Origin of the sequence: Streptomyces lincolnensis, assembly GCF_021173675.1 — a bacterium.
In the GTDB taxonomy this organism is placed as follows: domain Bacteria; phylum Actinomycetota; class Actinomycetes; order Streptomycetales; family Streptomycetaceae; genus Streptomyces; species Streptomyces lincolnensis_B.
In genome coordinates this window covers 74,582-100,174 of the sequence record NZ_JAIHON010000006.1, presented here as the reverse complement: position 1 = coordinate 100,174, position 25,593 = coordinate 74,582, and the positions used below count along the sequence as shown (strand labels likewise).

Here is a 25,593-nt window from a genome sequence, read left to right as displayed (position 1 = left end):
CGCAAATTCGATCTCGATTTCCCCTCGGCTATTCGGACACCGACTGGCTTGTCCCGAGCGGGAGTTGGAATCGGAGTCAACGTGCCACCGAGGCTCCGGTGCGGCTGACCGACCGGTCAGCCGCACCGGCTGTGTCAACTGAGCGTGACCTGCCGGTTGGTCAGACCGCCGCGCGCGCGACGCTCCTCGGCGGTCAGCGGTGCGTCGCTCGCGAGGGCGCCGGCGAGCCGCTCGGCGAACTCCGCGGCCGGCTTCTCGATGTCCTCCGCGGTGATCTCGCTCGGCAGGTCCCAGACCGGGACGGTGAGTCCGTGAGCGCGGAAGGAACCCACCAGACGCGTGCCGTCACCCAGATTCGAACGGCCCGCCACGTGCAGTCGCGCGAGGGCGTCCAGAAGCTGTTCCTCGGGGTGCGGCATGACCCAGCGCAGGTGGTTCTTCTCCGGCGTCTCGCACCAGTAGGCCGCGTCCACACCGGTCAGGCGCACGGTCGGGATCGCCGCGGCGTTGGCCCGCTCCAGGGAGGCGGTCACCTCCGGTGTGGCGTTCTCCGCGTCCGGGACCCAGAACTCGAAGCCCGCGTGCACAACTGGCTCGAACACGCCTTCGGGATCGAGCAGATCCTGGAGCCGCGGACCGTCGGCGGGGGCGCGGCGGCTCTCCACCGGGGTGCCGGGGGGCGCGGTCAGCGCGCGCTGGAGGGTGTCGGCGAGGTCGCGGCTGATGTCGCCCGACGCCGTGTCGTTCTGCAGGCCCAGCAGGACCGAGCCGTCGTCGCGGCGCAGCGCGGGCCAGGCCATCGGCAGCACCGTGCCCAGCGTGACCGACGGGACGCCCTCGGGGAGACCGCCCTTCAGCGTCAGCTCGACGGTCGCGGCCGGCACCAGCTCGCGCAGCGCCACCCAGTCGCCCTCGCCCGGCAGGCCCTCGAAGGGGCGCTGCACCAGCTCGGTCACGGCCTGGGCGGCGGCCCGGCCGTGGCAGGCCTTGTACCGGCGGCCGCTGCCGCAGGGGCAGGGCTCGCGCGCACCGACGACCGGGACCTCCCCGTCCGTGAGCTGAGGCCGCTTGGCCTTCGTCTGGGGTCGCTTCTTGGCCATGGTGGGTGTCTCCCGGTTACGGCTCGTCTCGTACGGCGCGAGCCTAGCCGTTCGCGCGTCGGCCGAAGGGGGCCTGTGGACAACGGCGGCCGCCGCGCCGACCTGTGGACGGTCCGGCCCGGGGTGGCGCGGCCCGGGTTCACGCGGGCCGGGTTCGCGCGGGCCGGTCTCAGTCCAGGTCGTCGAAGGCGTCCGCGAAGTCCATGCCGGGCAGGGCGGAGACCGACGGCGCCGTGACGCGCGTAGCGAAGTCGTCGCGGCGGTGCCCGGCATCCGGATCATGAACGTCCTCGTGGACGACCACCCACACCGTGACCTCGCCCCGGGCGTCGTCCCTGACGCCCCAGTCGTCGGCCAGCGCGGAGATGATGTTCAGCCCGCGGCCGCCGTGCGCGGTGACCGAGGGCGTGGCCGGAGCCGGGCGGGTGGGCCCACCGCCGTCCGTCACCTCGACCGTGAGCCTGCCGCCCTGGTCCACGCGCCACGCGGCGCGCACATCGCCGTCCCCGGCCAGGGCGTCGCCCAACGGCCGACCGTGCTTGCACGCGTTGCTCAACAGTTCGGACAGAATCAGCACGGCGTCGTCGATGACCGATTCCGACACACCGCCACGGCGCAACTGCGTCCGCATACGGTGTCTTGCCTTGCCCACGCCCGCAGGGCCATGGGGTACGGCCATGCTCGACGACGTGGGCACCTCCTGTGCCACCACCAACGCCACCCCCGAGACCTCCTTCGCCCCACGCCACGGTGTGGATGCCCCATTGGCCTGTACCGGAAACCGGTCGATCGACCTCCGCCGACGCATTCGTCCCGATCGAATACGGACCGAACGCGCCGGAGCACTCCCCGTAACCGCCTGGCTGGATTTCGACGGTGTGCCGATGCTGGAGAATGTCGTCAAAGGGACGGATGGGTCAAGAGTTCTTCACAGGTCTTTACCAGTCGGCTCTTTATCGATCGGCGACAAAGGTGCCTTTATCGGCCGCTGTGTCATCGGCCACTGCGTCCTTGTGGGGAGACGTGCCGGTGTCGACGCATCGCGGCTCAGCGGCCCAGGCGGTCCAGCACCGCGCGCGGGCGGTTGGTGATGATGGCGTCGACGCCCAGGTCGAGACAGAGGTCGACGTCCTCCGGCTCGTTCACCGTCCAGACGTGGACCTGGTGACCGGCCCCCTTCAGGCGCTCGATGTACGCGGGATGGTTGCGCACGATCCGGATCGAGGGCCCCGCGATCCCGACCCCCGTGGGCAGCCGCCCGTCGCGCAGCCGGGGCGAGACGAACTGCATCAGATAGACCGTCGGCAGCGTCGGCGAGGCCGCCCGCACCCGGTGCAGCGAACGCGCCGAGAAGCTCATGATCCGCACCGGCGACTCGGCGGCCGAGGCCGGGGCGTCGAGCCCGAACCGCTTCAGGAGCAGCAGCAGCCGCTCCTCGACCTGTCCCGCCCAGCGCGTGGGGTGCTTGGTCTCGACGGCCAGTTCCACCCGGCGCCCGGCGTCGGCGACGAGCTCCAGCAGCCGTTCCAGGGTCAGGACCGAGGTCTCCTCCCGGTCCTCCGGGCGGTGCTCCCAGTCCGGTTCCTCGTCCCGGGTCCGCCAGGAGTCCCGCGTCTTCCAGGAGCCGAAGTCCAGCGCGGCGAGGTCGGCGAGCTCGAGCGCGGAGACCGCTCCGCGGCCGTTGGACGTACGGTTGACGCGACGGTCGTGGACGCAGACGAGATGTCCGTCCGCGGTCAGGCGTACATCGCATTCGAGGGCGTCGGCGCCGTCCTCGATCGCCTTCCGGTACGCGGCCAGCGTGTGCTCGGGAGCGTCCTCGGAGGCTCCGCGGTGGGCGACCACCTGTGGATGGTGCTGTCGTGCGTGGGTCACCGCGTCATGGTGCCACCGCGCGCGGGTACGCGTGCGGACGGAGGTCTCGAAGTTGCATCCGCTATGTCCTTGATGACCTATATAAAGAATGGTCGTGGACCCACAGGCACCGCTTATGGTGCTCTGACGGCCCATGGGAAAAGCTGACGACATACAAAAGCATGCACAGCTGATTCGCGCCGGACCGTCGACGAGCGTCGGCAGCGTGACAGTCGACAGCGTGGAAGAGCGTGACCGAGTGCGACCGACAACAACAGCCGTGGATCGAGGAGACAAGCTGTGAGCACCGAGAACGAGGGCACCGCGGTACCCCCGGCCCCGTCCGCACCCCCCGTGCCGGTGGATGCTCCTGCTGCTTCGGCGCCCCAGGAGCACACCGCTTCCGGTTCGGACGCCCCGATGACTCCCCTCCCGCCGGCCCCGTCCGGCACCCCCGGCGACGATCAGCGGCCGGACCAGGACCACCGGGTCCACGCCGGCCAGGCGCCCGCCTACGCCGCCGCGGGCTCCGGCGGCGCGCCCCAGGGCCAGGGCTCCGGCCCCGAGGGCGCGGGCGCCTGGCCGCCCCCGCCGCCTCCGGCCACCCCGTCGTACGCCGACGGCGGCTCCGGAGGCACCACCGGTGTGTGGGGCGCCGCCTATCAGCAGCCCGAGCCGAAGCCGCGCGGCGGGCGTGGCGGACTGGTCGCCGGGATCCTGGTGGCCGCGCTGGTCGCGGGCGGCCTGGGCGGCGGCCTCGGCTACACCCTGGCCAAGAACAACGAGAACGGCTCCTCGACCACCGTCACCGCCTCCGACAGCGGCGGTTCCGTCAAGCGCGACCCGGGCACGGTCGCCGGGGTGGCCGCCAAGGCGCTGCCGAGCACCGTCACGATCGAGGCCGAGAGCAGCAGCGGCGAGGGCGGCACCGGCACCGGTTTCGTCTTCGACACCCAGGGCCACATCGTCACCAACAACCACGTGGTCGCGGACGCGGTCGACGGTGGCAAGCTCACGGCCACCTTCCCGAGCGGCAAGAAGTACGACGCCGAGGTCGTCGGCCACGCACAGGGCTACGACGTCGCCGTCATCAAGCTCAAGAACGCCCCGAGCGACCTCAAGCCGCTGACCCTCGGCAACTCCGACAAGGTGGCGGTCGGCGACTCCACGATCGCGATCGGCGCCCCCTTCGGCCTCTCGAACACGGTGACGACGGGCATCATCAGCGCGAAGAACCGCCCCGTGGCCTCCAGCGACGGCAGCGGCTCGAACGCCTCCGCCTCCTACATGAGCGCCCTCCAGACGGACGCCTCGATCAACCCGGGCAACTCCGGAGGCCCCCTCCTCGACGCCCAGGGCAACGTGATCGGCATCAACTCGGCGATCCAGTCCAGCAGCAACGGCGGCCTGGGCGGCACCAGTCAGTCCGGCTCGATCGGCCTCGGCTTCGCCATCCCGATCAACCAGGCCAAGTACGTCGCCCAGCAGCTGATCAAGACCGGCAAGCCCGTCTACGCCAAGATCGGCGCCTCGGTCTCCCTGGAGGAGGGCACCGGCGGTGCCCAGATCAGCCGGCAGGGCGCGAGCGGCACCGACCCGGTCGAGGCCGGCGGCCCCGCCGCCAAGGCAGGCCTCAAGCCCGGCGACGTCATCACCAAGCTCGACGACCGCGTCATCGACTCCGGCCCCACCCTCATCGGCGAGATCTGGACCCACCAGCCCGGCGACAAGGTCACCGTCACCTACGAACGCGACGGCAAGACCCGCACCGTGGAACTCACCCTCGCCTCCCGCACCGGCGACAGCTGACCCCCAAGGAACTCTCGGGGCCCTTCAGCGGGGAGCGGCCGGGTCACCTGTGATCTTCCGCAGCAGGTCGAGGAAGCTGTGGTGAACCTGTTGACCGGTCTCCGCTGTCGGGGCCACCGAGCGGCGGAAGTAGACGGCGCAGGAGACCGTAGTGGACGCGAAGTAGGAGTCCTCGGGCAGAGTTCCCCCGGGAGGCGCCGCTCGCAGGGCGTGGACGATCGCGTCATCGAGAGGACGCGAGGCGACGGCTTCCAGGATCCGGGCGGCACAGGCATGCTCGACGGGGCTCGGCTCCCACTGGCCGAGGTCGAATGCGTTGTGCAGATCACGTATCTGCGTCGTCAACAGTTCGAGGTCGGCTGGCATGAACCGACCGTACTGGCACCGGCCCCGTACGGCAGCGGATCGATCAGGCGGCGCGCCCTCAGAGCGCGCCGCCCGGTCCGGCCCCCGCGCCGCCGACGAGGCCGGTACGCTGTACCCGCTCCACCCCTGGTGGGCCGGGGCAGAGGTGGGTTGTCCGAGCGGCCTAAGGAAACGGTCTTGAAAACCGTCGTGGCAGCGATGTCACCGTGGGTTCAAATCCCACACCCACCGCACGTGAACGGCCCCTGACCAGGCAAATCGGTCGGGGGCCGTTCTCTTGCGTATTGTCCGCTACTCACCGCGATTCCCCGTCAGTTCCCGGGTGCTCGGGCACGGCAAGGGCACGGTCAGAGGTTGTCCTCGGGGGGCGACGGTAGGGCCTGGATCTGCGCGCTGAGGACGTAGACAAGCACGATCATCACGATTCTGCTGGTTGCGCATACTTGTGATGTGCAGCCTGGGCCGAGACTCCCAAGGCCTCACCGATCTCCTTCCAGGTCAGGTCGTGCACCTCTCGGGCCGCCATGACCTCTTCGCGGAGGACGGACTCGGCAGCATCCCGAAGGATGGTCGCAATGAGGAGGCGGTAACCGGCGCTCGTGTCGCCCGAGTGCTTGGACGCTCGCCGGATCTGGTCTCGCATGATCTCGTCGGCAACGGGAGTCCGACCGTGCTCGATACGCATTGGGCGTGTGGCCATCAACGTAGTTTGACAAAACTGACTGGCCGTCAGTGGATAAACGGAAAAATACGCAGGTCAGAGCGCTTGGTGCTTACGGCGTCACAGTGTCAGTGCGCTGCCTCAGAATGGTTTGTGCGGCCATGGCCCCCGGAAACGGCGGCCCCTGGTCCTAACGCAGGGCCTGGGCTTCCGTCGGTAACGGCGGCGGCCCCCTGGTCCTACGCAGGAGGCCGCTAACACCGTCAGAAATGCCAACCGTCGGAGGTCGACATTCCCAGCACTCGAAAGTGTAGGCGCTGCCGCCGTCAGCGACCCGCACGCAAAGCCGCACGCACATCCCGGGAAGCCCGCCAGATCCGCACCCACCTGGTGGAATATGGTGCCCGTCGCCACTTCCGTAGGCTCTTGAGCTCTGCCTCGGACGAGCTCATGCGCACGGCCGTGAAAGCCAGTTTGAGCGGGGCCGCGACCTTTGCGCTCTACTGGTGGCATCACCGCTGAGGCGTCCAGTGGTGGGCTACTGAACTTGGGACCGCCATGCGCTCCTTCAGCAACCCACCACTCACCCCAGCTTCCATCCCGTCCGCCGTCGACCCACACACCGTGGAGCGGGCGTGGTTCATGGCGTCCAGGTGGAGCGCGCCACTGTACGAACGACCTGGACGCCATGGGCCGCGTCTGCTCGGCTCTGCCTGGGTCGATGGTGGTCGGGATGGAAGCCCTACCGCGCACGCCACTACGAACCCGCGGTCGCGTACGGCGCCCCCTCCATCCCGGTGCCGGCCGATCCCCCGCCGGAGGCATCGTTTTGACCGTGGCCTGCCCGTCTAGGGCTCTACCGTCTGGGCCGTAACATGCTTGCGGCCCCAGGGGCCAGGCCCGGCGCCGAAGGCGCAGAGGGCCAGGCCCAAGGGGCCAGCCCGCGCTTTGCGCGGGCCCTTGATGAGGTAGAGAAACCTGTAACAGCTCAGGCCTGCGGGGCGACGAAGCACACCGCGTCGATGGTCTGGCCGTTTCCGTAGCGGTGTGGAGTCCGGCCGATCTCGCGCCATCCGAGGCGTTCATAGAGGCGTATGGCGGCTGTGTCCTTCGTCATCACGTCCAGGACCAAGCGAATCCCACGCTCACGGCCGTAGTCCATAGCGGCCTGCATGAGGCGTTCACCGACGGCATGCTTCCTGGCGGCTTTGACGACGAACAACCTGGCCAGCACCGCGATTCGAGCTTCCTCGTCGCCGCTCTGCTGCATCCACAGCGCTACCGCGTCCTCTCCGTGCGGGCGCATCACTGCAACGTGTCCAACGATGGCACCGTCGACTTCCCCCACCCATGCAGCGATCACGTCATCCGAGCGCAACCAGGCTTCGGGGTGATCGACACCTTCCACGGGATACCCGTCGGTGGAGTGCACTTCAGTCAACGCCGCTGCCGCGTCGGCCAGATCGGCGTTTTCGAAGGGACGGACGATCGCAGGCTTCACGTGCAGCTCCTCGTTACTCGACTGGCAGTTCGTAGAGCAGGCCGGTTTGATCCGCTCGATGCACGTACCGGGAGACTTCGAAGGGGATACCGTCCTGGTCCAGGCTCGTGTGCAGCACTTCTAGAACCGGAACGCCCGGCAAGAGTTCGAGGGTCGCCGCCTCCTCAGGTGTGGGCATCCGTGCGCTGATCTCGTCGCGCACGCGCGTCATGACATGCCCGAGCTCCTCTAGGCGACCGTAGATGCCGTCCTTGCCAGTCTTCGGCTGCATGAGCAACGTCCCCTGAGCCTCATCCCAGCGCAGGTACGTGGAAACGATCTGGACAGGCTCGTCATCTGCGAAGTAGTGGTTCTCGCGGTGAACCACGCTCTCTTCATCCGCAGGCACCTTCAGACGTTCGGCGACGTCGACCGGCGGCTTCTCGCGAGCGATGGACGGAACCTCGATCCTCGCCACCTTGCCCTGCTTCTTGGCCTCCAGCCGGAAAGGCGTCAGCCCCGTCTCACGGTTCTTGAGCGAGTAGCGATCGCTGCCGAAGCGGAACAGCCTCTGGGGTTCGCGGACAAAGACTCCGCTGCCGTGCTTCGCAGTGACTAGTCCCTGCTCGGCGAGTATCCGGATGGCCTCGCGAGCGGTGTTTCGAGCTGCCCCATACGCCTCGGCTAGCGCGCGCTCCGACGGCAGCTTGTCGCCGGGGCTGCGTTCTCCGGACTCGATCTGACGTCGGAGGTCTTCGGCGATACGTCGGCTGGGCGGCTGCGGGGTCGAGGGGCGGGCGGACGTCATGTCGGCAGCATAGCAACTGGCTCAAGCCACCTTGTTGACCCGAACGCCTCCATGTGCTCAACTGGCTTAAGCCAGTAAGTGGCTCAAGCCAGTTGGCGCACCGGAGGTGTGCCACGACCAAGGAGTGACGCATGCCGTCCTTCAAGATCGACACTTCGACTGCGTTGGTGTTCGTGGCCACTGCGCCGGAACCCAAGGTGAAGAACTTCCAGACCGGCGAGCGGGCCGTGAACCAGGAGGGCAAGCCCATGTCGACCGTGGGCCTGCTGGTCTCGGACGAGGGGGAGGGCAACCTCCTCAAGGTCTCGATCCCGGAGAACGGCTACCCGGAGGCTCTGGCCCCGGGCATGCCGGTCAAGGTCATCGGCCTGAAGGCTCGGGACTGGGAGAACGTGATCAAGGGCGAGAAGCGCTCGGGTATCTCGTTCAGTGCCGTCGCGATCACCCCGGCGGCCTGATCATGGCCGACCTGACGATGTGGCTGGAGGCCACGGGGGCCGTAGCGGGGGCCGGTGGCCTCGGTTATGCGAAGTACCGTGCGCCGCGCGTGTACTGGTCGCTGGTCGGCCTGCCCGCGACGTGGTGCCGGTTCACGTTCTCCTACCGCTCGACGATGGACGTGTGCGGTCTGACGGTCCAGCCGTCCGGCCTGCGGGCGTTCATGGCACGCAACGTGGCCCGTCGCGAGGTGCAGCCGGTCGCACCGAAGATCCGCCGGGTGCGGGGCACCTCGACCGGACTGCGGGTGACGCTTCGCCTTCCGGCCGGTCTGGAGCCTGCCGACGTGATCGCCTCCACGGAGCGGTTACGGCATGCCTGGGGTGTGCACGCGATACGGGTCGTGGTGACCAAGCCGGGGTTCGTGGAACTGCGGATGACCGGCTACGACGTGCTGCGTCGGGTGCGGATGCCGCGCAAGGCACAGCCGCATGGGATGGCCGTGCCGGTCGCGCTGCGCGATGACGGGACCGCGTTCGAGCGGGACTACCTCAAGGCGCCGATGGGGCTCACGCTGGGTGCGAACAGCTCAGGCAAGTCCATGTATCAGCGCAACCTGATCAAGGGGCTGGCTCAACTGCCGGTCGCGCTGGTGGGGATGGACTGCAAGCGCGGGGTGGAACAGTCCGCGTTCGCGCCGCGGCTGTCGGCCCTGGCGACGACTCCGGATGATGCCGCCTCGCTGGCCGATGTGCTGGTCACGGAGATGGAAGACCGCTTTGACCTGCTGCACCTGTACGGCGTCTCGGACATCTGGGAACTTCCCGAGGACCTGCGTCCGGCCCCGGTCGTGGTGCTGGTGGATGAGATCGCCGAACTGTTCCTGATCTCCCGCAAGGAGGATGAGGAGCGGCGCACGCGGATCGTCACGGCGCTGATCCGGCTGGCGCAGATGGCCCGTGCGGTCGGCATCTACCTGGAGATCTGCGGGCAGCGCTTCGGCTCCGACCTGGGCAAGGGCGCCACCATGCTCCGTGCCCAGCTCACGGGCCGGGTGGTGCACCGGGTCAACGACAAGGAAACCGCGGAGATGGGGCTGAAGGACGTGGCCCCGACTGCCGTCCCTGCCGCGTGTGTGATCCCCGCGAACCGGCCCGGCACGGCCGTGGCCACCGATGCGGGCGGCGGCTGGTGCCGGATCCGCACCCCGCAGGTCTCCCGCGAAGAAGTCGCCGACATCTGCCGGGACTTCGAGTATCTGGTGCCGGATCTGCCGTTCCTCGCACCGTTCCGGCCCCACGTTCCCGCCTCGCCTGCCGACGCTCCGTCGCTGGTCAAGTGATCGCCATGGCGGCATCCAAGACACCCGCGACCGCCGGACCGGCGAAGTGCCCGACCTGCAAGGGCTCCGGCGAGGTCTCCCGCGCCGTCTATGTCGGGCGCAAGCGCCGCGCGGTCGGACAGCAGACCGGCATCTGCCTGACCTGCCTCGGCTCCGGCGAAGCGCTTCAGGACTGAACAGCCGCTGCTCACAAGAGAGGAGCCCGTGATGGGTCTGTTCGGAAAGTCGCCGCGTACCGCTGCACCGTCCGCGTCCACGCCCCAGGGCGAGTGCCCGCAGTGCTGGAGGCACGCCTACGACCGCACGGTGCACCGGGGCCTGCGCGGGGACTGCCCGCAGTGCGTGGACCACATGGTCAACGGCTGCCCCGGCTTCAACCGCCACTGACCGCGCCGGGGCCGGGCGACCGGACACCGGTTCCCGCCCGTTCCTGGCCCGACCCCCTGTGAAGGGAGGTACAGATCATGAACCGCGTACTTCGCCCAGATGCCGTCTTGATCCAGGCCGTTATCGCTGGCGCCCTGTCCTTCGCCCACCTCCACGATCTCGCATACGCGGCCGGACAGTCGGGGTGGAAGGCCTGGGCCTACCCGGTCTCGGTCGACTTGCTGTTGGTCGCCGCGTGGCGTCGGCTGCGTAGCGCTCGCCGGGACCGCTCCGCGTGGACCTGGTTCGCGATCGCGCTCTGCGCCTCGCTCGGCGCCAACGTCGCCACCGCCGGACTTCTCGACCTGGAGCATGTGCCTGCCTGGCTGCGGATTCTCGTGGCTGGCTGGCCTGCGCTTGCCTTCCTCGGCGGCACTCTCCTGGTCCACTCGCCCGACGTGCCGGCCGTTTCCGCAGAGCCTGTGGATGTCCCGGCCGCGCCGGAAGTCGAGACGCACCGCGCCGACGCCCCCACCCCGACGGCTGAGGCGGTGCCGGAGCTATCCCCTGCACCTGAACCGGTGACGGCCGAGGTGCCTGCGGTACCCGCCGCGCTGCTGGATCACGCCCGGAAGATCGCTGACGCCCATCGGGCCGAGACCGGATCGCCGATGCCCGCTACTGCCCTGTCCGCCCGCCTCCAACTGCCCGCGCCCATGACTGCCGCGATCGCCAAGCAACTCCAACTCGCCTGAGAAGAAGGGAAGTTCACCGTGACCGCCTACCGCCGCTTCCGCGACCGGCGCCGTATCGGCCCCGTTGAGGTCGCCACCTACTACGACGGCCGTGGCCGCGACAAGCACGCCGCCGCGTGCACTGCCCCCGGCTGTGGCTTCTCCGCCGACTACACCGACCGCTCTGCCGCCGAACTCGCCGCCAACACCCACCGCTGCAAGGCCTAGGAGGCCCCGTCATGGACGTTCCGTTCTGGCTCGTCGTCATCGTCGTCGGCTGGCTCGGGATCAAGCTCACCCGCCCGCCCGCGTGGCTGGTCGTCCTGCTCCTGCTCGGCGGCTACCTCCTCGCGGGCAGCGTCCTTGGCCCCGCCGTCGGCACCGTCGTCAAGTAACCCGACTCGAAGGGAAACCAGCCGTGTTGACCCCGAAGTACCCGCCGCGGGACACCGCCCCCGCCCCCACCCACGCTCCGACCGCCGATGCCCTGGTGCCCGCTCCGCAGGCCCCGGCCCCGGTCGCCCCGGTCGCGAACCGGCCCACGATCCAGCTCACCCCCGGCAGTGCGCTTGCTCTCGCCGCGGGCGGTGGCGCTGTGGTCCTCGTCGTCGGCGCCGTGCTGGTCTCGCTGCTCCTGGCGGTCGCCGTCACCGGTATGTCGGTGGCCGTGGTCGCGGTCGTTCTGCGCTCGCTGCTCAAGGACCTCGACAAGGACCGCTGAAGGGCCCCCGGAGCGGCCTCGGTCGCCAAACTTCCGCCGCTCCGGGCGCCTGCACCCATTCCTGATCCAACGGACCCGAAAGGGAAGCCCCATCATGCCCCAGCACGCCCGGAACACGCCCGTCTGCCGCAACTGCGACGGCTTCCCCGTCGTCGCCATCACCACCGGTGACCGCCACGGCGACGGCACCCGCGTGACCCTGAACGTCATCTGCCTGACCTGCAAGGGCACCGGCCACGCGTCCCGTGTCGCCTTCGTCCGGGCCGGGAGGTGACCGGGATGTTCCGCAAACTCCCCGCCGACCTCACCCCGACCGAGGCAAGCCCCGGCCTGCGGGTCAAGGGCCCCACCAAGTACACCAGCGCCCAGGGCGACTACGTGTGCGGCGGCTGCGGCATCGAGGACCACGCCAACGGCGACAGGGACGTCAAGGCCCTGGTCGACGACTACACCGCCAACCACGGCCCCGCCCACCGCAAGGAGACCCGGTGACCAACCCCGCCATGGCGGCGGGCCTCGACCCGGCCACCCTCACCGACGTGCTGAGGGTGGCCGGTCGGGCTGACTTCGACCGCTGGCAAGACCAGATCAGGCGCACAGGTGGATGCTCCGACCCGATCCGCCTCATGGGCGCCACGAAAACAATCGACCCGGCAACCAAGACCGTGCTGCACGCCTACACGACCGAGCACGAGCCAGGCGGCATGCTCCGCATCGCCTGCGGTAACCGCCGCGCCTCCCGCTGCCCGGCCTGCGCCTGGACCTACGCCGGAGACACCTACCACCTCATCCGCGCCGGACTCGTCGGCGACCCCGCCAAGGGCACCCCGCCCACCGTCCGGGATCACCCGCGGGTCTTCGCCACCCTCACCGCGCCCTCCTTCGGCCCGGTCCACAACCGCCCCGGCAACCGGCCCTGCCGCTGCGGCCAACGCCACGGTGAGGATGCTCCCGAGCTCGGCACCCCGCTCGATGCGGCGACGTATGACTACGCGGGCGCGGTGCTGTGGAACAACCACGCCTCGGAGCTGTGGCGCTACTTCACGATCTACCTCCGTCGTGAGATCGCGAAGCGGGCCGGACTCACTCAGAAGGCTGCTCGGGAGCAGTCCCGAGTGTCCTTCGGGAAGGTCGCCGAGTACCAGAAGCGTGGGGCGGTGCACTTTCACGCGGTCATCCGCTTCGACGGACCCGAGGGGCCCGACGATGCGCCCCCGGCCTGGGCCACCCTTGACCTCCTCGACGGCGCGATCCGTGCGGCTGCTGCCCGCGTCGCGGTCGACGTGCCCCCGGCCCGCTATCAGCCGGACCCGAAGCAACCGGCCCTCACCCAACCGGCCCGCACTCTGCGGTGGGGCACACAGTTCGATGTGCAGCCGATCGGCGCCTTCGGCCACGGCGAAGAGATCACCGAAGCCGCTGTCGCCTCTTACGTCGCCAAGTACGCCACCAAAGCCGCCGAGACCACCGGCACCGTCGACCGCCGCATCGGCAACAAGGAAGCCCTGGTCCTGCTCGATGTGCCCGACCACCCTGCCCGGCTCATTGCCGCCTGCCTCGACCTGCACACGCTCTACCCGGACAGGAAGCTGCGCGACTGGGCCCACATGCTCGGCTTCCGCGGCCACTTCTCCACCAAGTCCCGCCGCTACTCCACCACCCTCGGCGCCCTCCGGCAGGTCCGCGCCGACTACCGCGCCCAGCAGCAACGCCAAGCCCTCGGCCTGCCAGACCCCGACGACGAACCGGAGGCAACCACGCTCACCCTCGCCCACTGGACCTACGCCGGACACGGCCACACCCCCGGCGAATCCTGGCTCGCCGCCAACATCCACCGCGACATCCAGCACAACCGCGAAACCGCACGCGAAGCCCTCGCAGACCTGCCTGACTCCGGCGCAGAGGGGGAGTGGTGACCATGGAGCGACTCCTCGACGTCCAAGAGGTCGCAGAACGCCTCGGCACTACCGTGCGCTTCTCGCGTCGGCTGATCGAAGAGCGCCGGATCACCTTCGTGAAGGTCGGCCGACATGTCCGCATCCCAGAACGGGCCTTGGAGGCCTACGTGGCCGCGAACACCGTGGAACCGGTGCTCCTCCGGCCAACGAGCCTCAGGAGGGCTGCCTGATGGCCGGGAAACGCAAGTCTCGCCGTGGCTTCGGTCGGATTCGGAAGCTGCCCTCAGGGCGCTACCAAGCTCGGTATCCGGGGCCTGATGGTGTGCTTCGGCCTGCGGATCGGACGTTCCCCACGGTCACCGATGCTGATCGGTGGCTAGCGAAGAAACGTATCGAGATCGAAGAGGGCCGCTGGATCGATCCGGCTGAGGGACAGACGACGGTCCGGGACTGGTCGGCGCGCTGGCTGGCTGCCGTTTCACCGCAGCTCAAGCACAAGACGCAGGCCTCGTACCGATCGTTGATCAATTCGCAGATCAACCCGGCGCTTGGGGATCGTGAGCTGTCGAGCCTGCGGCCGATCACGGTGACTGAGTGGGTTGCTCAGATGCGAACCAAGGGGCTTAGCCCGTCGCGTATCCGGCAGGCGTACCGGGTGTTGTCGCAGGTCATGGCGTCGGCGGTAGACAACGGTCTTATTGCGCAGACGCCTTGCCGAGGTGTGCGCCTGCCTCGGATGCCACAGACCGAGCCGCACATCCTGACGCCGCTGGAAGCCTCGAGCCTCGTGCGGAAGGCTGAAAGGCCCCATGACCTGTTGATCGCGCTCCTGGCCTTTGCTGGCCTGCGGATTGGCGAGGCGTTCGCGCTGCGCCGCGACGATGTTGATGTGGCGGGCGGCACGGTGCTCGTCGACGAGAACCTTGCCGAGGCGAACGGCGCCTTGGTCTTCGACACTCCGAAGTCGCACCAGAAGCGACTACTGCGCGTGGCACCCACCCTGGCGAAGCGGCTCGGGAAGCACATGGAGGCCCTGCCGGACGATGGGGCTGCGCTGTTGTTCACCACCCCCGCGGGCAAGCCCCTGCACTACAACCAGTGGCGCAAGGCCTACTTCGACCCCGCCGTGTCAGCGGCTGGCCTCACCGACGTGACCCCGCATGATCTCCGGGCTTCGCACGGGACTTGGGTGGCCGACAAGTACGGAGTGATGACGGCCGCGCATCGCCTCGGACACTCGAACGCGAGCGTGACCACTCGGCACTACGCTCGTCCGGTCGCCGGTCGCGATGACCAGGTGGCCGAAGCCTCGGACGCGTGGGTCAACGGGCACGATCACGACCATGGGGCACGTAGCGGGCACGGTGACGATGACGGCGGCTTGGCGGGGGCGCTCGTGCCCTTCTGACCTGCGGCGGAGACCTCACCGTCCTTGATCGGTGAAAGGTCTTGAAAACCGTCGTGGCAGCGATGTCACCGTGGGTTCAAATCCCACACCCACCGCGGTGTTCGAAGGGGTGCTCCGATTCCGGGGCACCCCTTCGGCGTGATCATTCGGGAGTGGGTGCCGAGCGCGCCGCGCGCAGCATCCGCATCTGACCGATCTCCGCCGCGTTCTTCATCAGCTCGGCGTTCACCCAGGCCAGCATGTCGGCGACGGTGTAGGAGGGGTCGTCGGGCAGGGGGAAGCGCGCGGTGGTGTCGAGGTCGGATTCGGTGAGGTCGGCGAGGGCGGTGAGCCAGTCGGTGCGGAGGCCGCGGAGCCATTCGATGGTGGGTTTTCCGGGGCCGGGCCAGGTGACGTCGGTGCGTTCTCGGGGCGGGCGGCCCGTCGTGTGGTCGAGGGTCACGCTCCACCACCAGCCGATGTGCCAGCTCAGCCAGGCGATGGTGGGTACGGGGACCGGGTCGGGCTCGGTGTCGGCCCAGTCCGGGACCCAGGTGTCGTCGGCGGTCCGGCGGACCGTCCAGCAGTGGGGCGCCGGTTCCCACAGGAAGTCCTCGGGCTCCAGCCGGTCGAGGTGGTACTCGAACAGGGCCCAGGTGAGATCGAACTGACGGCGCAGCAGGTCTGATCGGGAGACGGTCACCGTCCGACCCTGGCACACCGCCCCCGCCCCGCTGAACCGGATTTCCGGGAGCGCGGCCGGGGGCGGCGGTGAGAGGGGTTACAGCTCGTAGTCTGTGGCCAGTTCCTCCCACGCCACGTCCCGGAGATCGGGTTCCGCGTCGCAGTCGGAGGGCACCTGGGCCGTGGGCTGGAACCAGACGACGGTGAGGGCCGAGCGGTACAGGATCGGATCGTTGTCCGGGTCCAGTGCCGTGGAGCGGAACGACCCGACGCAGGCCACGCTCGGCAGCACCTCGACCGGCCCGAACGCGCCGGTGTACTGGTCGGGATACTCGCGCGGCGGCGGCACGAGGTGCACCGGCGTGGAGGGGAAGGCCTGTTCGGCCGTGTGCATCAGCCCCCGGATCCTCATCTCGTTGACCACCTTGCAGGGGTAGCCCTCGAGCATCCCGCCGTACGTCGAGGACAGGCGGAGCTCGGCGAGGTCGAGGGAGCGGCCGGAGGTGAGGACGATTCGGCTCAGGGACATGGTGGGGACTCTAGGACGGCGGTGGTGCATCGTGCTCCTGTGTTTCTCACGCCTCCCCCTGAGGCCATTGCTTGTTGCTCCCTCCCTGAGGCCGCAGGGGGGCGCGCCGCGCCTGCGCCAGGCCGAGCGCCCGCCGGCCGCTCCTCTCAAGGCCGGTGCCCCGTCATCCGCGCCGCCGACGCGATCGTCGCGCGGGCCTCGCGTTCGGTGAGGCCGGTGTTGAGGGCGGCGTCGACGAGGGGGTCGACGAGGGCGGGCCCGATGCCGTCCTCGTAGGCGCGGCAGGCGGCCCAGAACAGGCGGGTGTTGCGCTGGCCCTCGTGCGCGGCGAGGACGAACTGGACGAGGCCCTGGCCGTGTCCGTCGACCGAGGCGGGGGCGGCGGGCTGGTGGGTGCGGGGCGGCGGAAGCAGCAGGCGCAGCAGTGCGGGCGGGCAGGCCGCGGGGGCGAGGTGGGCGGTGCCGGGGGCGGTGGCGTACTCACCGTGTTCCGTCCGGGAGCCGGGGCCGACGAGGTAGCCGCCGGCGCCGCGGATGTCGATGCCGGGGGCGAGGCGGCCGGCGGAGTTGGGGACGACGACGTCGGGCGGGCCGCTCAGCCAGAGGTGGCGGCCACCGCTCGGGGTCAGGACGACGACGGTGTCGGGGATCGTGAACAGGTGGCGCAGGGCGAGTTCGCGCAGGGCGGCGGAGGAGTTCGTGCCGGACTTGGTGTCGAGGTCGATGCCGATGAGGTGGTGCGGCGGCAGTCCGCAGGCGATGCCGTAGCCGGTGGCCCAGGGCGCGGCGGCGAACAGTTCGCGGATGCGTGCCGGGTCGGTGGCGGCGTCGTAGACCCCGTGTCCGAAGCGGCCGCACTCGCCGTGGCAGAGCGGGGCGGTGGGGTCGTCCCGGTGGGGGGAGCGCAGGGCCGGGAGTTTCGTCCGGGACAGGGGGATGACGGCCAGTCCGCGTTCGGCGGCTGACAGGGCGTGTGCGAGGGCCAGCGTCGTGGCCTGCCGGTCGGTGGTGGCCATACCTCTATGCTCGTACAGGTGTTCGAAAAAAGAAAGAGGGATCGGTCGCGACTCGCCGGGCCGAACAGATTGGCTGGAAATGTGCCGGAACGCTTCACCTCTTGCGGCGCTTGGGGTGGAGCTGCCCCTACCACCCTGACCTGGGAAGGTAGGTCGCGAAAGGGGTTTATCGACTTGTCATCACGCTTGAGGGCGAATAACGGCTTCCGGGGTGGTTCGCCGGGGATTCGGTGGGTCATTCTGATCTTGCGACGTCGTGCAGCACCACACCAGGCGGTAGGCCAACTGCCCTGGTAGAAGCCGTACTTCATGCTTTTCCGGCTCTTCGGCCGGTGGGTAATCCCTGTTCTGGAGGAACAACATGGCAAGCATCCGTACCGCCCGTGTCATCGCCGCCGTCTCCGCTCTCCCGCTCGCAGCCGCGCTCTTCACTGGCGTCGCGACGGCGGACAACGGCGCGATCGCGGACGACGGATCGAGCGCGTCCGTGACGAACGCCGCGGCGGGCATCGTCGGCAGCGGTGTCGGCGGGGACAACAACGGCAACTCGTCCACCACGCAGCAGCAGGCGGTCGGCTCCGGGGCCTTGAACCAGAGCAACACCGCCCAGGTCAACGGTTCCGCGTTCACGGCCATCAACCAGGGGAACGACAACACGTCCGTCAACTTCACCCCGCTGTGGTGGTGATCTGAGGGGCGGGGACCGGCCGGGCCCGGCCGGGTTCCCGACTCCGGGGTGTTCTCTGTGGGGTGTGACATGTCTGCGCGGCGGTGCCTTCGGGCACCGCCGCGCAGGCGTTTTCGTGTGCGGGTTCGTCGGTCTTGACCGTGCGGCTCCGTCGGCCTTGACGGGGAACCATATCTGACGGACAGTCAGAAATCGTTGTGGGAAGAGTGGGAACCCGGCGGGCGGCTGCGGTGTACCAGAAGTGACAACACGATGCGGCAGGGGACGAAGAGCACGGGACGGCAAGGGGGCGAAGCGTGGAAACCGTGGAAACCGCGGACGAGGAACAGCACCGGGAGGATCTGGGGGACCAGGAGGATCTGGAGAAGCGGCTGAAGGCCTACGAGGGGCGCGCCTCCGCCGTCGCCGGCGCCGGCAAGGACCCCGTCAACGCGCCCATGATCCGGCACTGGTGCGAGGCGATGGGAGACACCAACCCGGCGTACACCGGCCCGGACGCCATCGCACCGCCCACCATGCTCCAGGCGTGGACCATGGGCGGCCTCTCCGGCCACACCGGACGGACGGAGGCCTACGACGACCTCCTCTCCCTCCTCGACGAGGCGGGCTGCACCTCGGTCGTCGCCACCGACTGCGAGCAGGAGTACGTCAGACCCCTCCGGCCCGGCGACGAGATCACCTTCGACACGGTGATCGAGTCGGTGTCGGAGCGGAAGCGGACCAAGCTGGGCACGGGCTACTTCGTCACCACCCGTATGAACATCCGGGCGGGTGAGGATCTCGTCGGCACCCACCGCTTCCGCATCCTCAAGTACGCCCCCGCGCGCCGTCCGGAGAAGAAGCCCCCGCGCCCCCGCCCGGTCGTCAACCGCGACAACGCCGGCTTCTGGGACGGCGCGAGCCGGCACCGCCTGCTCATCCAGCGCTGCGCGGACTGCGCGACCCTGCGCTTCCCCTGGCTGCCCGGCTGCGCCTCCTGCGGCAGCCCGGACTGGGACACCGTGGAGGCGACGGGCGAGGGCACCGTCTACTCCTACGTCGTCATGCACCACCCGCCGTTCCCCGCCTTCGACCCTCCCTACGCGGTCGCGCTGATCGAACTCACCGAAGGCGTCCGCATGATCAGCAACGTCGTCGGGATACCGCACGACCAGGTGCGCGTCGGCCGCCCCGTCCGGCTCGAATTCCAGCGGTTCGACGAGGAGTTGGTGCTGCCGGTCTTCCGCGCCGCCGAGGAGCCCGAGGGGAGTCCGTATGCGACCCGGTGACACGCTGCCGCCGGTGGAGATCCCGGTCACCCGGACGCTGGTCGTCGCCGGGGCGATCGCCTCGCGGGACTACCAGGACGTGCACCACGACCCGGAGTTGGCCCGGCAGAAGGGCTCCCCCGACATCTTCATGAACATCCTGACGACCAACGGCCTGGTCGGCCGCTACATCACGGACCACTTTGGCCCCCGGGCCGTCCTCCGCAAGGTCGCCATCAGACTCGGCGCCCCCAACCACCCGGGCGACACGATGGTGTTGACGGCCACGATCGAGGAGGTGACCGAGGAGACGGACGGCGCCACCGCGACGGTCCGCGTGGTCGGCGACAACGCCATCGGCCGCCATGTGACCGGCACGGTGACGGTGACTGTCCCGACGGCTTCGACTGTCCCGCCCGCCCCGGCCCTCCCCACCCCATCCTCCGAGGAGGCGGGATGAGCATACGGAGCAAGGACACCCTCGGCGGGCGGGCGGCGATCGTCGGCATCGGGGCCACGGAGTTCTCCAAGGACTCCGGGCGCAGCGAGCTGCGGCTGGCCGCGGAGGCGGTCCGGGCGGCGCTGGACGACGCCGGACTGCGCCCGGACGACGTGGACGGGATGGTCACGTTCACGATGGACACCAGTCCCGAGATCACCGTGGCCCAGGCCTGCGGAATGGGTGAGCTGTCCTTCTTCTCCCGCGTCCACTACGGCGGCGGCGCGGCCTGCGCCACCGTCCAGCAGGCGGCGCTCGCCATCGCCGCGGGAGTCGCCGAGGTGGTGGTCTGCTACCGCGCCTTCAACGAACGGTCGGGGCGCAGATTCGGCTCGGGCGTGCAGCACCGGGAGCCGTCCGCCGAGGGGGTCGCGCTCGGCTGGTCCCTCCCCTTCGGGCTGCTCACCCCGGCGTCCTGGGTGGCGATGGCGGCCCAGCGGTACCTGTACACCTACGGCCTCACCCCGGAGGCCTTCGGACACGTGGCCGTCACGGACCGCGGACACGCGGCCACCAATCCGGCCGCCTACTTCCACGGCCGCCCCATCACCCTCGCCGACCACGCGGCCTCCCGCTGGATCGTCGAACCGCTCCGCCTGCTGGACTGCTGCCAGGAGACGGACGGCGGCCAGGCGCTGGTCGTCACCTCCGTGGAGCGGGCCCGCGATCTGCCCCACCCGCCCGCCGTCCTCGCGGCCGCCGCCCAGGGAGCGGGCCGGGGGCAGGAGCAGATGACCAGCTTCTACCGGGACGACCTGACCGGGCTGCCGGAGATGGCCGTGGTCGCCCGCCAGCTGTGGCGGACCTCGGGGCTCACGCCGGCCGACATCGACGTGGGGATCCTGTACGACCACTTCACACCGTTCGTGCTGATGCAGCTGGAGGAGTTCGGGTTCTGCGGGAAGGGCGAGGCGGCCGACTTCGTCCAGCGCGCGGAGCTTCCGCTGAACACCCACGGCGGACAACTGGGGGAGGCCTATCTGCACGGGATGAACGGCATGGCGGAAGGAGTGCGCCAGCTGCGGGGCACCGCGGCGAACCAGATACCGGGCGCCGAGCGCGTCCTGGTGACGGCGGGGACAGGGGTGCCGACATCGGGCCTGGTGCTGGCCTCGGACCGGTGAGCACGGATGACCCCCCAGGGGTAATCCCGCAGTACCCCGGGCCCGCTCGTCCACCTTCAGGAGGTGCAGTCAGCCCCACCCCTACAACCTGAGGGGGACTCGTCTTCGGGACCTGCGGCCGATCCGCCGGAGCCGCCCTCGTACCTAGCGTAGAGCCATGACCACACCCGTCTGCACCAGCGCTTCGAAGGCCGCCGGCCCGGCGACGCGGACTGTTCCGTACCCGTCGTTCGCGTCGTATGTGAAGGCCCGCCAGCCGGTGCTGCTGCGTACCGCCCGGTCGCTGACCGCGAACCCGAGCGACGCGGAGGACCTGCTGCAGACAGCGCTCACCAAGACCTATGTCGCCTGGGAACGCATCGAGGACCATCGGGCGCTGGACGGCTATGTCCGTCGGGCGCTGCTGAACACACGCACGTCGCAGTGGCGCAAACGCAAGGTGGACGAGTTCACCTGCGACGAGCTGCCCGAGCCGGAGCCGGTTCCCGCCGGCGACGACCCGGCCGAGCGGCAGGCGCTGCACGACGCGATGTGGCGCGCGATCATGCGGCTGCCCGCGCGGCAGCGGGCGATGGTCGTCCTGAGGTACTACGAGGACCTCAGCGAGGTGCAGACCGCGGAGGTGCTGGACGTTTCGGTGGGGACGGTGAAGTCGGCGGTGTCCCGGGCGCTGGGGAAGTTGCGGGAGGATCCCGAGCTGGAGCTCGTGCGGTAGGTGGGCGGCGGTTGGCCGAGAGGCGGGCCTCTACGGTCTCTCCCCAGTACCCCCCGGTAGAAGTCCTGAGGGGCCAATTTCACCTCGCTAATCTCCGGATCAAGTCATAAGGCGCCCAATTCTTTTCCCGGCGCCTGTATGTCCGCGCCGTGTCCGCCTGTGTGCGGCAGCGCGGCACCCCCCCACGTACTGGAGAAAAGCGCATGTCCAGGCACAAGATCACGCCCAGAAGCAAGGGCATCCTCCTCGCCGCCGCCGGTGTCCTGGCGGTGGCCGGCGCCGCCGGTATCACCGCGAGCGCCAGCGCCGACGAGCCGTCGAAGGACGCGAAGGGCCCCGTGCCCAAGCTGGTCGTCGGGACGGTCTTCGCCCCGGTGAGTGCGGCGCAGTGGGCGCAGGCGGTCACGTACGACACCGCGCGGGTGCCCGTGGGCGCCCGGGTCCAGGTCAAGGAGGAGTTGCGGCGCGACGGCGGGACCCGGATCGAGCTGCGCGTCCGGGACCTCGGTGCCGACCGCGTCTACGGCGCCCACGTCCACACCAAGCCGTGCGGCAAGCTGCCGGCGGACGCCGGACCGCACTACCAGGACAAGGCGGACCCGACGCAGCCCTCGGTCGACCCCGCGTACGCCAACGCGGACAACGAGGTGTGGCTGGACCTGGCCGCCAACAAGGACGGCTCCGCCCGCTCCATAGCCACCGTGGACTGGCGCTTCCGTGACGGAGGGGCCCGTTCCGTGGTGATCCACGAGCAGGCCACCGCCACGCATGCCGGTCACGCCGGTACCGCCGGACCTCGGCTCGCCTGTGTGAACGTGCCGTTCATGTGATCCGGCCCCGGTGATCCACCAGTTGACCCTCGACTGACCCACCAGCCGATCCCTCGACTGACTGACTCTTCAGCCGATCCCTCGACTGACCCATCAGCCGAGGGATCGGCTGATCCACCAGCGGTGCCCACCGGTCGGCAACCCCCGACCTCGGCAAACCGATCCGCTGCAGCTAGTGACGTACCGATTGGTATGTGCGCAGAATGACCGCAGCCCTTACTGCCGCGTAGGCAATGTCGCCCCGGGAGGCACGCCGTGCTGAGCACGATGCAGGACGTACCGCTGCTGATCTCGAGGATCCTGGTTCACGGGTCCACCATCCACGGCACCTCCCAGGTGATCACCTGGACCGGTGAGGAAGAGCCCCACCGCCGCTCCTTCGCCGAGATCGGCGCCCGAGCCGCCCAGCTGGCGCACGCGCTGCGCGAGGACCTCGGCGTCGCCGCCGACGACCGGGTGGCGACCCTCATGTGGAACAACTCCGAGCATGTCGAGGCCTACTTCGCGATCCCCTCCATGGGCGCGATCCTGCACACGCTCAATCTCCGCCTCCCGCCCGAGCAGCTGGCCTGGATCGTGGGCCACGCGGCGGACAAGGTCGTGATCGCCAACGGTTCGCTGCTCCCGCTGCTGGCCCCGCTGCTCCCGCACCTCAAGACGATCGAGCACGTGGTCGTGTCCGGGCCAGGTGATCGCGGCCTGCTGACCGGCGCGGACGTCCAGGTGCACGAGTACGAGGAACTCGTCGCCGGGAAGCCGACGACGTACGACTGGCCGGAGCTGGACGAGCGCCAGGCCGCCGCCATGTGTTACACCTCCGGCACGACGGGCGACCCCAAGGGCGTCGTCTACTCCCACCGCTCGGTCTACCTGCATTCCATGCAGGTCAACATGGCCCAGTCGATGGGCCTGACCGACCAGGACACCTCGCTGATCGTGGTCCCGCAGTTCCACGTCAATGCCTGGGGTCTGCCGCACGCGACCTTCATGACCGGCGTCAACATGCTGATGCCGGACCGCTTCCTCCAGCCCGCGCCCCTCGCCGAGATGATCGAGCGGGAGAGGCCGACGCACGCGGCGGCCGTCCCCACCATCTGGCAGGGCCTGCTCGCCGAACTCACCGCCAGGCCCCGGAACGTCTCGACGCTCGGGCAGGTCACCATCGGCGGCTCGGCCTGTCCGCCCTCGCTGATGGAGGCGTTCGACAAGTTGGGCATGCGGGTCTGCCACGCCTGGGGCATGACGGAGACCTCCCCGCTCGGTACGGTCGCCCGGCCGCCGGCCCACACCATCGGTACGGAGGAGGAGTTCGGCTACCGGATCACCCAGGGCCGTTTCCCGACGAGCGTCGAGGCCCGCCTCACCGGCCCCGGCGGCGAGCGCCTGCCCTGGGACGGCGAGTCGGCGGGTGAGCTGGAGGTACGCGGTCCCTGGATCGCGGGCGCCTACTACAACGGCCCGGACGCCGACCCGCTGCGCCCCGCCGACAAGTTCAGCGAGGACGGCTGGCTGAAGACCGGCGACGTCGGCACCATCTCCCCCGACGGCTTCCTCACCCTCACCGACCGCGCCAAGGACGTCATCAAGTCCGGCGGCGAGTGGATCTCCTCGGTCGAGCTGGAGAACGCCCTGATGTCCCACCCGGCCGTCGCAGAGGCCGCCGTGGTCGCCGTCCCCGACGACAAGTGGGGCGAGCGCCCCCTCGCCACCGTCGTCCTCAAGGAGGGCGCCACCGCCGACTTCGACACCCTGCGCGCCTTCCTCGCCGACGAGGGCCACATCGCCAAGTGGCAGCTCCCGGAGCGCTGGACGATCATCGAGGCGGTCCCGAAGACGAGCGTCGGCAAGTTCGACAAGAAGGTCCTGCGCAGGCAGTACGCGGCCGGAGAGCTGGACATCACCAAGCTCTGACCCACCCCAATAGAAGCGGTATGGCACAAGACGGGGGGCAGAAGCACCGACGCGCTTCTGCCCCCCCCCGCAGAACCACTGAACCACTGAACCACCCCCGTCCGTCCCCTCACCGCCGTACCGAAGTCGTCCCCCACCCCAGCACCAGCCACGCCCCCGCCACCACGGTCACGCCGGTCCACCCGAAGTGGGTGAAGGCCGAGCCGGCGAGGGCCGAGGCGATGGCGCCGCCGGCGAAGCCGGAGACGACGTAGGCGGTGTTGGCGGTCGCGGGGGTGGAGGTGGTGGTCAGGGCGAGGGTCTGGTTGGCGACGTGGGAGGCGACGAGGGCCGCGTGGACGGCGATCGCGGCCACGAAGAGGGCCCACATCACGTGCCCGCCGAGCCAGAACAGCGGCACGGACAGGGCGGCGAGGGCGTAGGCGGACCGTACGACCTTGGCGGCGCCGAACCGGTCCACGAACCCGCCCGCAAGGGGCGCCACGACGGTGGCGGCCAGCCCGAAGAGGCCGAAGAGACCGGCGGTCGCGGTCGACAGGCCGTACGCGGACCCGGTGAGCAGCAGGGCGAGGGAGGTCCACAGGGCGCTCCAGGCGCCGAACATCCCGGCCTGGCGTACGCACGCGCGCCACAGGTCGGGCGAGTGGCGGACGACGGACGGCAGGGCGGTGAGCCCGGAGAACAGCGGGCCGGAGCGGCGGCGTTCCTCGACGGGCAGGGCGTAGGCCGTGGCCAGGCCGAGGACGGCGGTCAGTGCGGCCGCGCCCACGAACACCCACCGCCAGCCGAAGGCCTGCCCGGCCAGTGCGCCGAGCACGCGGGCCGCCACGATGCCGGTGAACAGGCCCGCGATCACGGCCGCGACATGGCGGGCGCGGCGGTCGGCGGGGGCGCGCTGGGCGACCAGCGGGACGAGCAGCTGCGGGACGACGGTGGCCGCGGAGGCGACGAGGACGGCGGCGGCCAGCGCCGTGGTCCCGGAGGCCATCGCGCCCACGCCCAGCGCCACGGCCGCGACGAGGGACAGGGCGGCGACCAGGCGGCGCCGGTTCACGCTGTCGCCGAGCGGGGCGAAGACGAGGAGGCCGGCGGCGTAGCCGAACTGCGCGACCGAGGCGATCCAGGCCACGGCGGAGGGGGTCGAGCCGAAGTCGTGGGCGATGAGGGGGAACAGCGGGGCCGCGAGGTAGATGTTGGCGGCCGTGACGGCGGTGCAGAGCGCGATGAGGACGAGGAGGAGCGAGTCCGCGCGGCGCGTGGGAACCCGGGCGGACCGCCGGGCGGCGACGGTGGCTGTCGGCATGACCGGACCTGTCTCCTTAGAGCGAGCTATAACAACTAACTGGTTGGTTGGAACAGCACAACAGTCTGGGACGTCCGTCGATT

Annotated in this window: 31 protein-coding genes and 1 tRNA gene; 22 read left to right on the top strand and 10 right to left on the bottom strand. The window is 69.8% G+C overall.

Annotated features, from left to right (window positions below; all coding sequences use genetic code 11):
- Positions 1–134 precede the first annotated feature (134 nt).
- The 3 genes from K4B79_RS18125 to K4B79_RS18115 all read right to left on the bottom strand — a co-directional run bounded on the left by K4B79_RS18125 (position 135) and on the right by K4B79_RS18115 (position 2,975).
- On the bottom strand, positions 135–1,100 hold the full coding sequence (locus K4B79_RS18125) for a DUF5926 family protein (protein ID WP_232027756.1): 966 nt from the start codon (positions 1,098–1,100) through the stop codon (positions 135–137).
- A gap of 169 nt (positions 1,101–1,269) precedes the next feature.
- Positions 1,270–1,908 (bottom strand): ATP-binding protein, encoded by a 639-nt coding sequence (locus tag K4B79_RS18120; protein WP_232027754.1) that lies wholly within the window; start codon positions 1,906–1,908, stop codon positions 1,270–1,272.
- Positions 1,909–2,147: 239 nt separating this feature from the next.
- Entirely contained in the window at positions 2,148–2,975 is an 828-nt protein-coding gene (locus K4B79_RS18115) for a glycerophosphodiester phosphodiesterase (RefSeq protein WP_232027752.1), read from the bottom strand.
- Between the two features lie 279 nt (positions 2,976–3,254).
- Here K4B79_RS18115 and K4B79_RS18110 point away from each other — a divergent pair, with 279 nt between their 5' ends.
- A complete protein-coding gene (locus K4B79_RS18110) occupies positions 3,255–4,763 on the top strand; it encodes a S1C family serine protease (RefSeq protein WP_232027750.1) in 1,509 nt (502 codons plus the stop codon).
- Positions 4,764–4,787: 24 nt separating this feature from the next.
- On the opposite strand, the gene K4B79_RS18105 is transcribed toward K4B79_RS18110, so the two are convergent.
- Positions 4,788–5,129 (bottom strand): hypothetical protein, encoded by a 342-nt coding sequence (locus K4B79_RS18105; protein WP_232027748.1) that lies wholly within the window; start codon positions 5,127–5,129, stop codon positions 4,788–4,790.
- A 144-nt stretch (positions 5,130–5,273) separates the two neighbouring features.
- On the opposite strand from K4B79_RS18105, the gene K4B79_RS18100 reads away from it, so the two are divergent.
- Positions 5,274–5,360, top strand: a tRNA-Ser gene (locus K4B79_RS18100).
- 1,418 nt (positions 5,361–6,778) lie between these two features.
- Here K4B79_RS18100 and K4B79_RS18095 read toward each other — a convergent pair.
- Together K4B79_RS18095 and K4B79_RS18090 are read right to left on the bottom strand one after the other, a co-directional pair.
- The gene (locus tag K4B79_RS18095; protein WP_232027747.1) at positions 6,779–7,291 is read right to left on the bottom strand and encodes a GNAT family N-acetyltransferase; all 513 of its coding nucleotides are present in this window, start codon (positions 7,289–7,291) and stop codon (positions 6,779–6,781) included.
- A 13-nt stretch (positions 7,292–7,304) separates the two neighbouring features.
- Positions 7,305–8,078, bottom strand: coding sequence for a GntR family transcriptional regulator (locus K4B79_RS18090; protein WP_232027744.1), 774 nt, complete (start codon positions 8,076–8,078; stop codon positions 7,305–7,307).
- A 131-nt stretch (positions 8,079–8,209) separates the two neighbouring features.
- Between K4B79_RS18090 and K4B79_RS18085 the strand changes: the two genes are divergently transcribed.
- The 13 genes from K4B79_RS18085 (at position 8,210) to K4B79_RS18025 (ending at position 14,985) form a co-directional block, all read left to right on the top strand.
- A complete protein-coding gene (locus K4B79_RS18085; protein ID WP_232027742.1) occupies positions 8,210–8,536 on the top strand; it encodes an SCO3933 family regulatory protein in 327 nt (108 codons plus the stop codon).
- Between the two features lie 2 nt (positions 8,537–8,538).
- A complete protein-coding gene (locus K4B79_RS18080) occupies positions 8,539–9,858 on the top strand; it encodes an FtsK/SpoIIIE domain-containing protein (protein ID WP_232027740.1) in 1,320 nt (439 codons plus the stop codon).
- Between the two features lie 5 nt (positions 9,859–9,863).
- Positions 9,864–10,034: a hypothetical protein gene (locus tag K4B79_RS18075; RefSeq protein ID WP_232027738.1), complete on the top strand. Its 171-nt coding sequence runs from the start codon at positions 9,864–9,866 to the stop codon at positions 10,032–10,034.
- A 31-nt stretch (positions 10,035–10,065) separates the two neighbouring features.
- Positions 10,066–10,245, top strand: coding sequence for a pRL2-8 (locus K4B79_RS18070; protein ID WP_232027737.1), 180 nt, complete (start codon positions 10,066–10,068; stop codon positions 10,243–10,245).
- Positions 10,246–10,322: 77 nt separating this feature from the next.
- Positions 10,323–10,979: a DUF2637 domain-containing protein gene (locus K4B79_RS18065; protein ID WP_232027735.1), complete on the top strand. Its 657-nt coding sequence runs from the start codon at positions 10,323–10,325 to the stop codon at positions 10,977–10,979.
- Positions 10,980–10,997: 18 nt separating this feature from the next.
- Entirely contained in the window at positions 10,998–11,186 is a 189-nt protein-coding gene (locus K4B79_RS18060; RefSeq protein WP_232027733.1) for a mobile element transfer protein, read from the top strand.
- Between the two features lie 11 nt (positions 11,187–11,197).
- Positions 11,198–11,353, top strand: coding sequence for a hypothetical protein (locus K4B79_RS18055; RefSeq protein ID WP_232027731.1), 156 nt, complete (start codon positions 11,198–11,200; stop codon positions 11,351–11,353).
- Positions 11,354–11,376: 23 nt separating this feature from the next.
- Positions 11,377–11,679 carry a SpdD protein gene (locus K4B79_RS18050; protein ID WP_232027730.1) on the top strand — a complete coding sequence of 101 codons (303 nt, stop codon included), beginning with the start codon at positions 11,377–11,379 and terminating at the stop codon, positions 11,677–11,679.
- Between the two features lie 94 nt (positions 11,680–11,773).
- Complete coding sequence (locus K4B79_RS18045) at positions 11,774–11,953, top strand: hypothetical protein (protein ID WP_232027729.1); 180 nt, start codon at positions 11,774–11,776, stop codon at positions 11,951–11,953.
- Between the two features lie 5 nt (positions 11,954–11,958).
- Positions 11,959–12,171, top strand: coding sequence for a hypothetical protein (locus K4B79_RS18040; protein WP_232027728.1), 213 nt, complete (start codon positions 11,959–11,961; stop codon positions 12,169–12,171).
- 11 nt (positions 12,172–12,182) lie between these two features.
- Entirely contained in the window at positions 12,183–13,595 is a 1,413-nt protein-coding gene (repSA, locus tag K4B79_RS18035; protein ID WP_232028330.1) for a replication initiator protein RepSA, read from the top strand.
- Positions 13,596–13,597: 2 nt separating this feature from the next.
- Positions 13,598–13,807: an excisionase family DNA-binding protein gene (locus K4B79_RS18030; protein ID WP_232027727.1), complete on the top strand. Its 210-nt coding sequence runs from the start codon at positions 13,598–13,600 to the stop codon at positions 13,805–13,807.
- Positions 13,807–14,985, top strand: a complete 1,179-nt coding sequence (locus K4B79_RS18025) for a tyrosine-type recombinase/integrase (RefSeq protein ID WP_232027726.1) — start codon at positions 13,807–13,809, stop codon at positions 14,983–14,985. Before K4B79_RS18030 ends, K4B79_RS18025 begins: the two co-directional genes overlap by 1 nt.
- Positions 14,986–15,127: 142 nt before the next feature.
- Here the strand turns inward: K4B79_RS18025 and K4B79_RS18020 are convergent, their stop codons facing one another.
- The 3 genes from K4B79_RS18020 to K4B79_RS18010 all read right to left on the bottom strand — a co-directional run bounded on the left by K4B79_RS18020 (position 15,128) and on the right by K4B79_RS18010 (position 17,193).
- Positions 15,128–15,667 carry a DinB family protein gene (locus K4B79_RS18020; RefSeq protein WP_232027725.1) on the bottom strand — a complete coding sequence of 180 codons (540 nt, stop codon included), beginning with the start codon at positions 15,665–15,667 and terminating at the stop codon, positions 15,128–15,130.
- Positions 15,668–15,745: 78 nt separating this feature from the next.
- Positions 15,746–16,177 (bottom strand): hypothetical protein, encoded by a 432-nt coding sequence (locus K4B79_RS18015; protein WP_232027724.1) that lies wholly within the window; start codon positions 16,175–16,177, stop codon positions 15,746–15,748.
- A 146-nt stretch (positions 16,178–16,323) separates the two neighbouring features.
- Positions 16,324–17,193: a bifunctional DNA primase/polymerase gene (locus K4B79_RS18010; RefSeq protein WP_232027723.1), complete on the bottom strand. Its 870-nt coding sequence runs from the start codon at positions 17,191–17,193 to the stop codon at positions 16,324–16,326.
- A gap of 361 nt (positions 17,194–17,554) precedes the next feature.
- Here K4B79_RS18010 and K4B79_RS18005 point away from each other — a divergent pair, with 361 nt between their 5' ends.
- From K4B79_RS18005 to K4B79_RS17975, 7 genes are all read left to right on the top strand, one after another.
- Positions 17,555–17,881 (top strand): hypothetical protein, encoded by a 327-nt coding sequence (locus tag K4B79_RS18005; protein ID WP_232027721.1) that lies wholly within the window; start codon positions 17,555–17,557, stop codon positions 17,879–17,881.
- Positions 17,882–18,186: 305 nt separating this feature from the next.
- Complete coding sequence (locus K4B79_RS18000) at positions 18,187–19,149, top strand: bifunctional MaoC family dehydratase N-terminal/OB-fold nucleic acid binding domain-containing protein (RefSeq protein ID WP_374208496.1); 963 nt, start codon at positions 18,187–18,189, stop codon at positions 19,147–19,149.
- Positions 19,136–19,588: a MaoC family dehydratase gene (locus tag K4B79_RS17995; RefSeq protein ID WP_232027719.1), complete on the top strand. Its 453-nt coding sequence runs from the start codon at positions 19,136–19,138 to the stop codon at positions 19,586–19,588. Before K4B79_RS18000 ends, K4B79_RS17995 begins: the two co-directional genes overlap by 14 nt.
- Positions 19,585–20,751 (top strand): lipid-transfer protein, encoded by a 1,167-nt coding sequence (locus tag K4B79_RS17990; RefSeq protein ID WP_232027718.1) that lies wholly within the window; start codon positions 19,585–19,587, stop codon positions 20,749–20,751. Before K4B79_RS17995 ends, K4B79_RS17990 begins: the two co-directional genes overlap by 4 nt.
- Before the next feature lie 157 nt (positions 20,752–20,908).
- Positions 20,909–21,466 carry a SigE family RNA polymerase sigma factor gene (locus K4B79_RS17985; RefSeq protein WP_232027716.1) on the top strand — a complete coding sequence of 186 codons (558 nt, stop codon included), beginning with the start codon at positions 20,909–20,911 and terminating at the stop codon, positions 21,464–21,466.
- A gap of 203 nt (positions 21,467–21,669) precedes the next feature.
- Entirely contained in the window at positions 21,670–22,296 is a 627-nt protein-coding gene (locus K4B79_RS17980; protein ID WP_067435882.1) for a superoxide dismutase family protein, read from the top strand.
- Between the two features lie 267 nt (positions 22,297–22,563).
- Positions 22,564–24,207, top strand: coding sequence for a long-chain fatty acid--CoA ligase (locus K4B79_RS17975; protein ID WP_232028328.1), 1,644 nt, complete (start codon positions 22,564–22,566; stop codon positions 24,205–24,207).
- Between the two features lie 109 nt (positions 24,208–24,316).
- Here the strand turns inward: K4B79_RS17975 and K4B79_RS17970 are convergent, their stop codons facing one another.
- Positions 24,317–25,510 carry an MFS transporter gene (locus K4B79_RS17970; RefSeq protein ID WP_232027714.1) on the bottom strand — a complete coding sequence of 398 codons (1,194 nt, stop codon included), beginning with the start codon at positions 25,508–25,510 and terminating at the stop codon, positions 24,317–24,319.
- Positions 25,511–25,593: the final 83 nt, after the last annotated feature.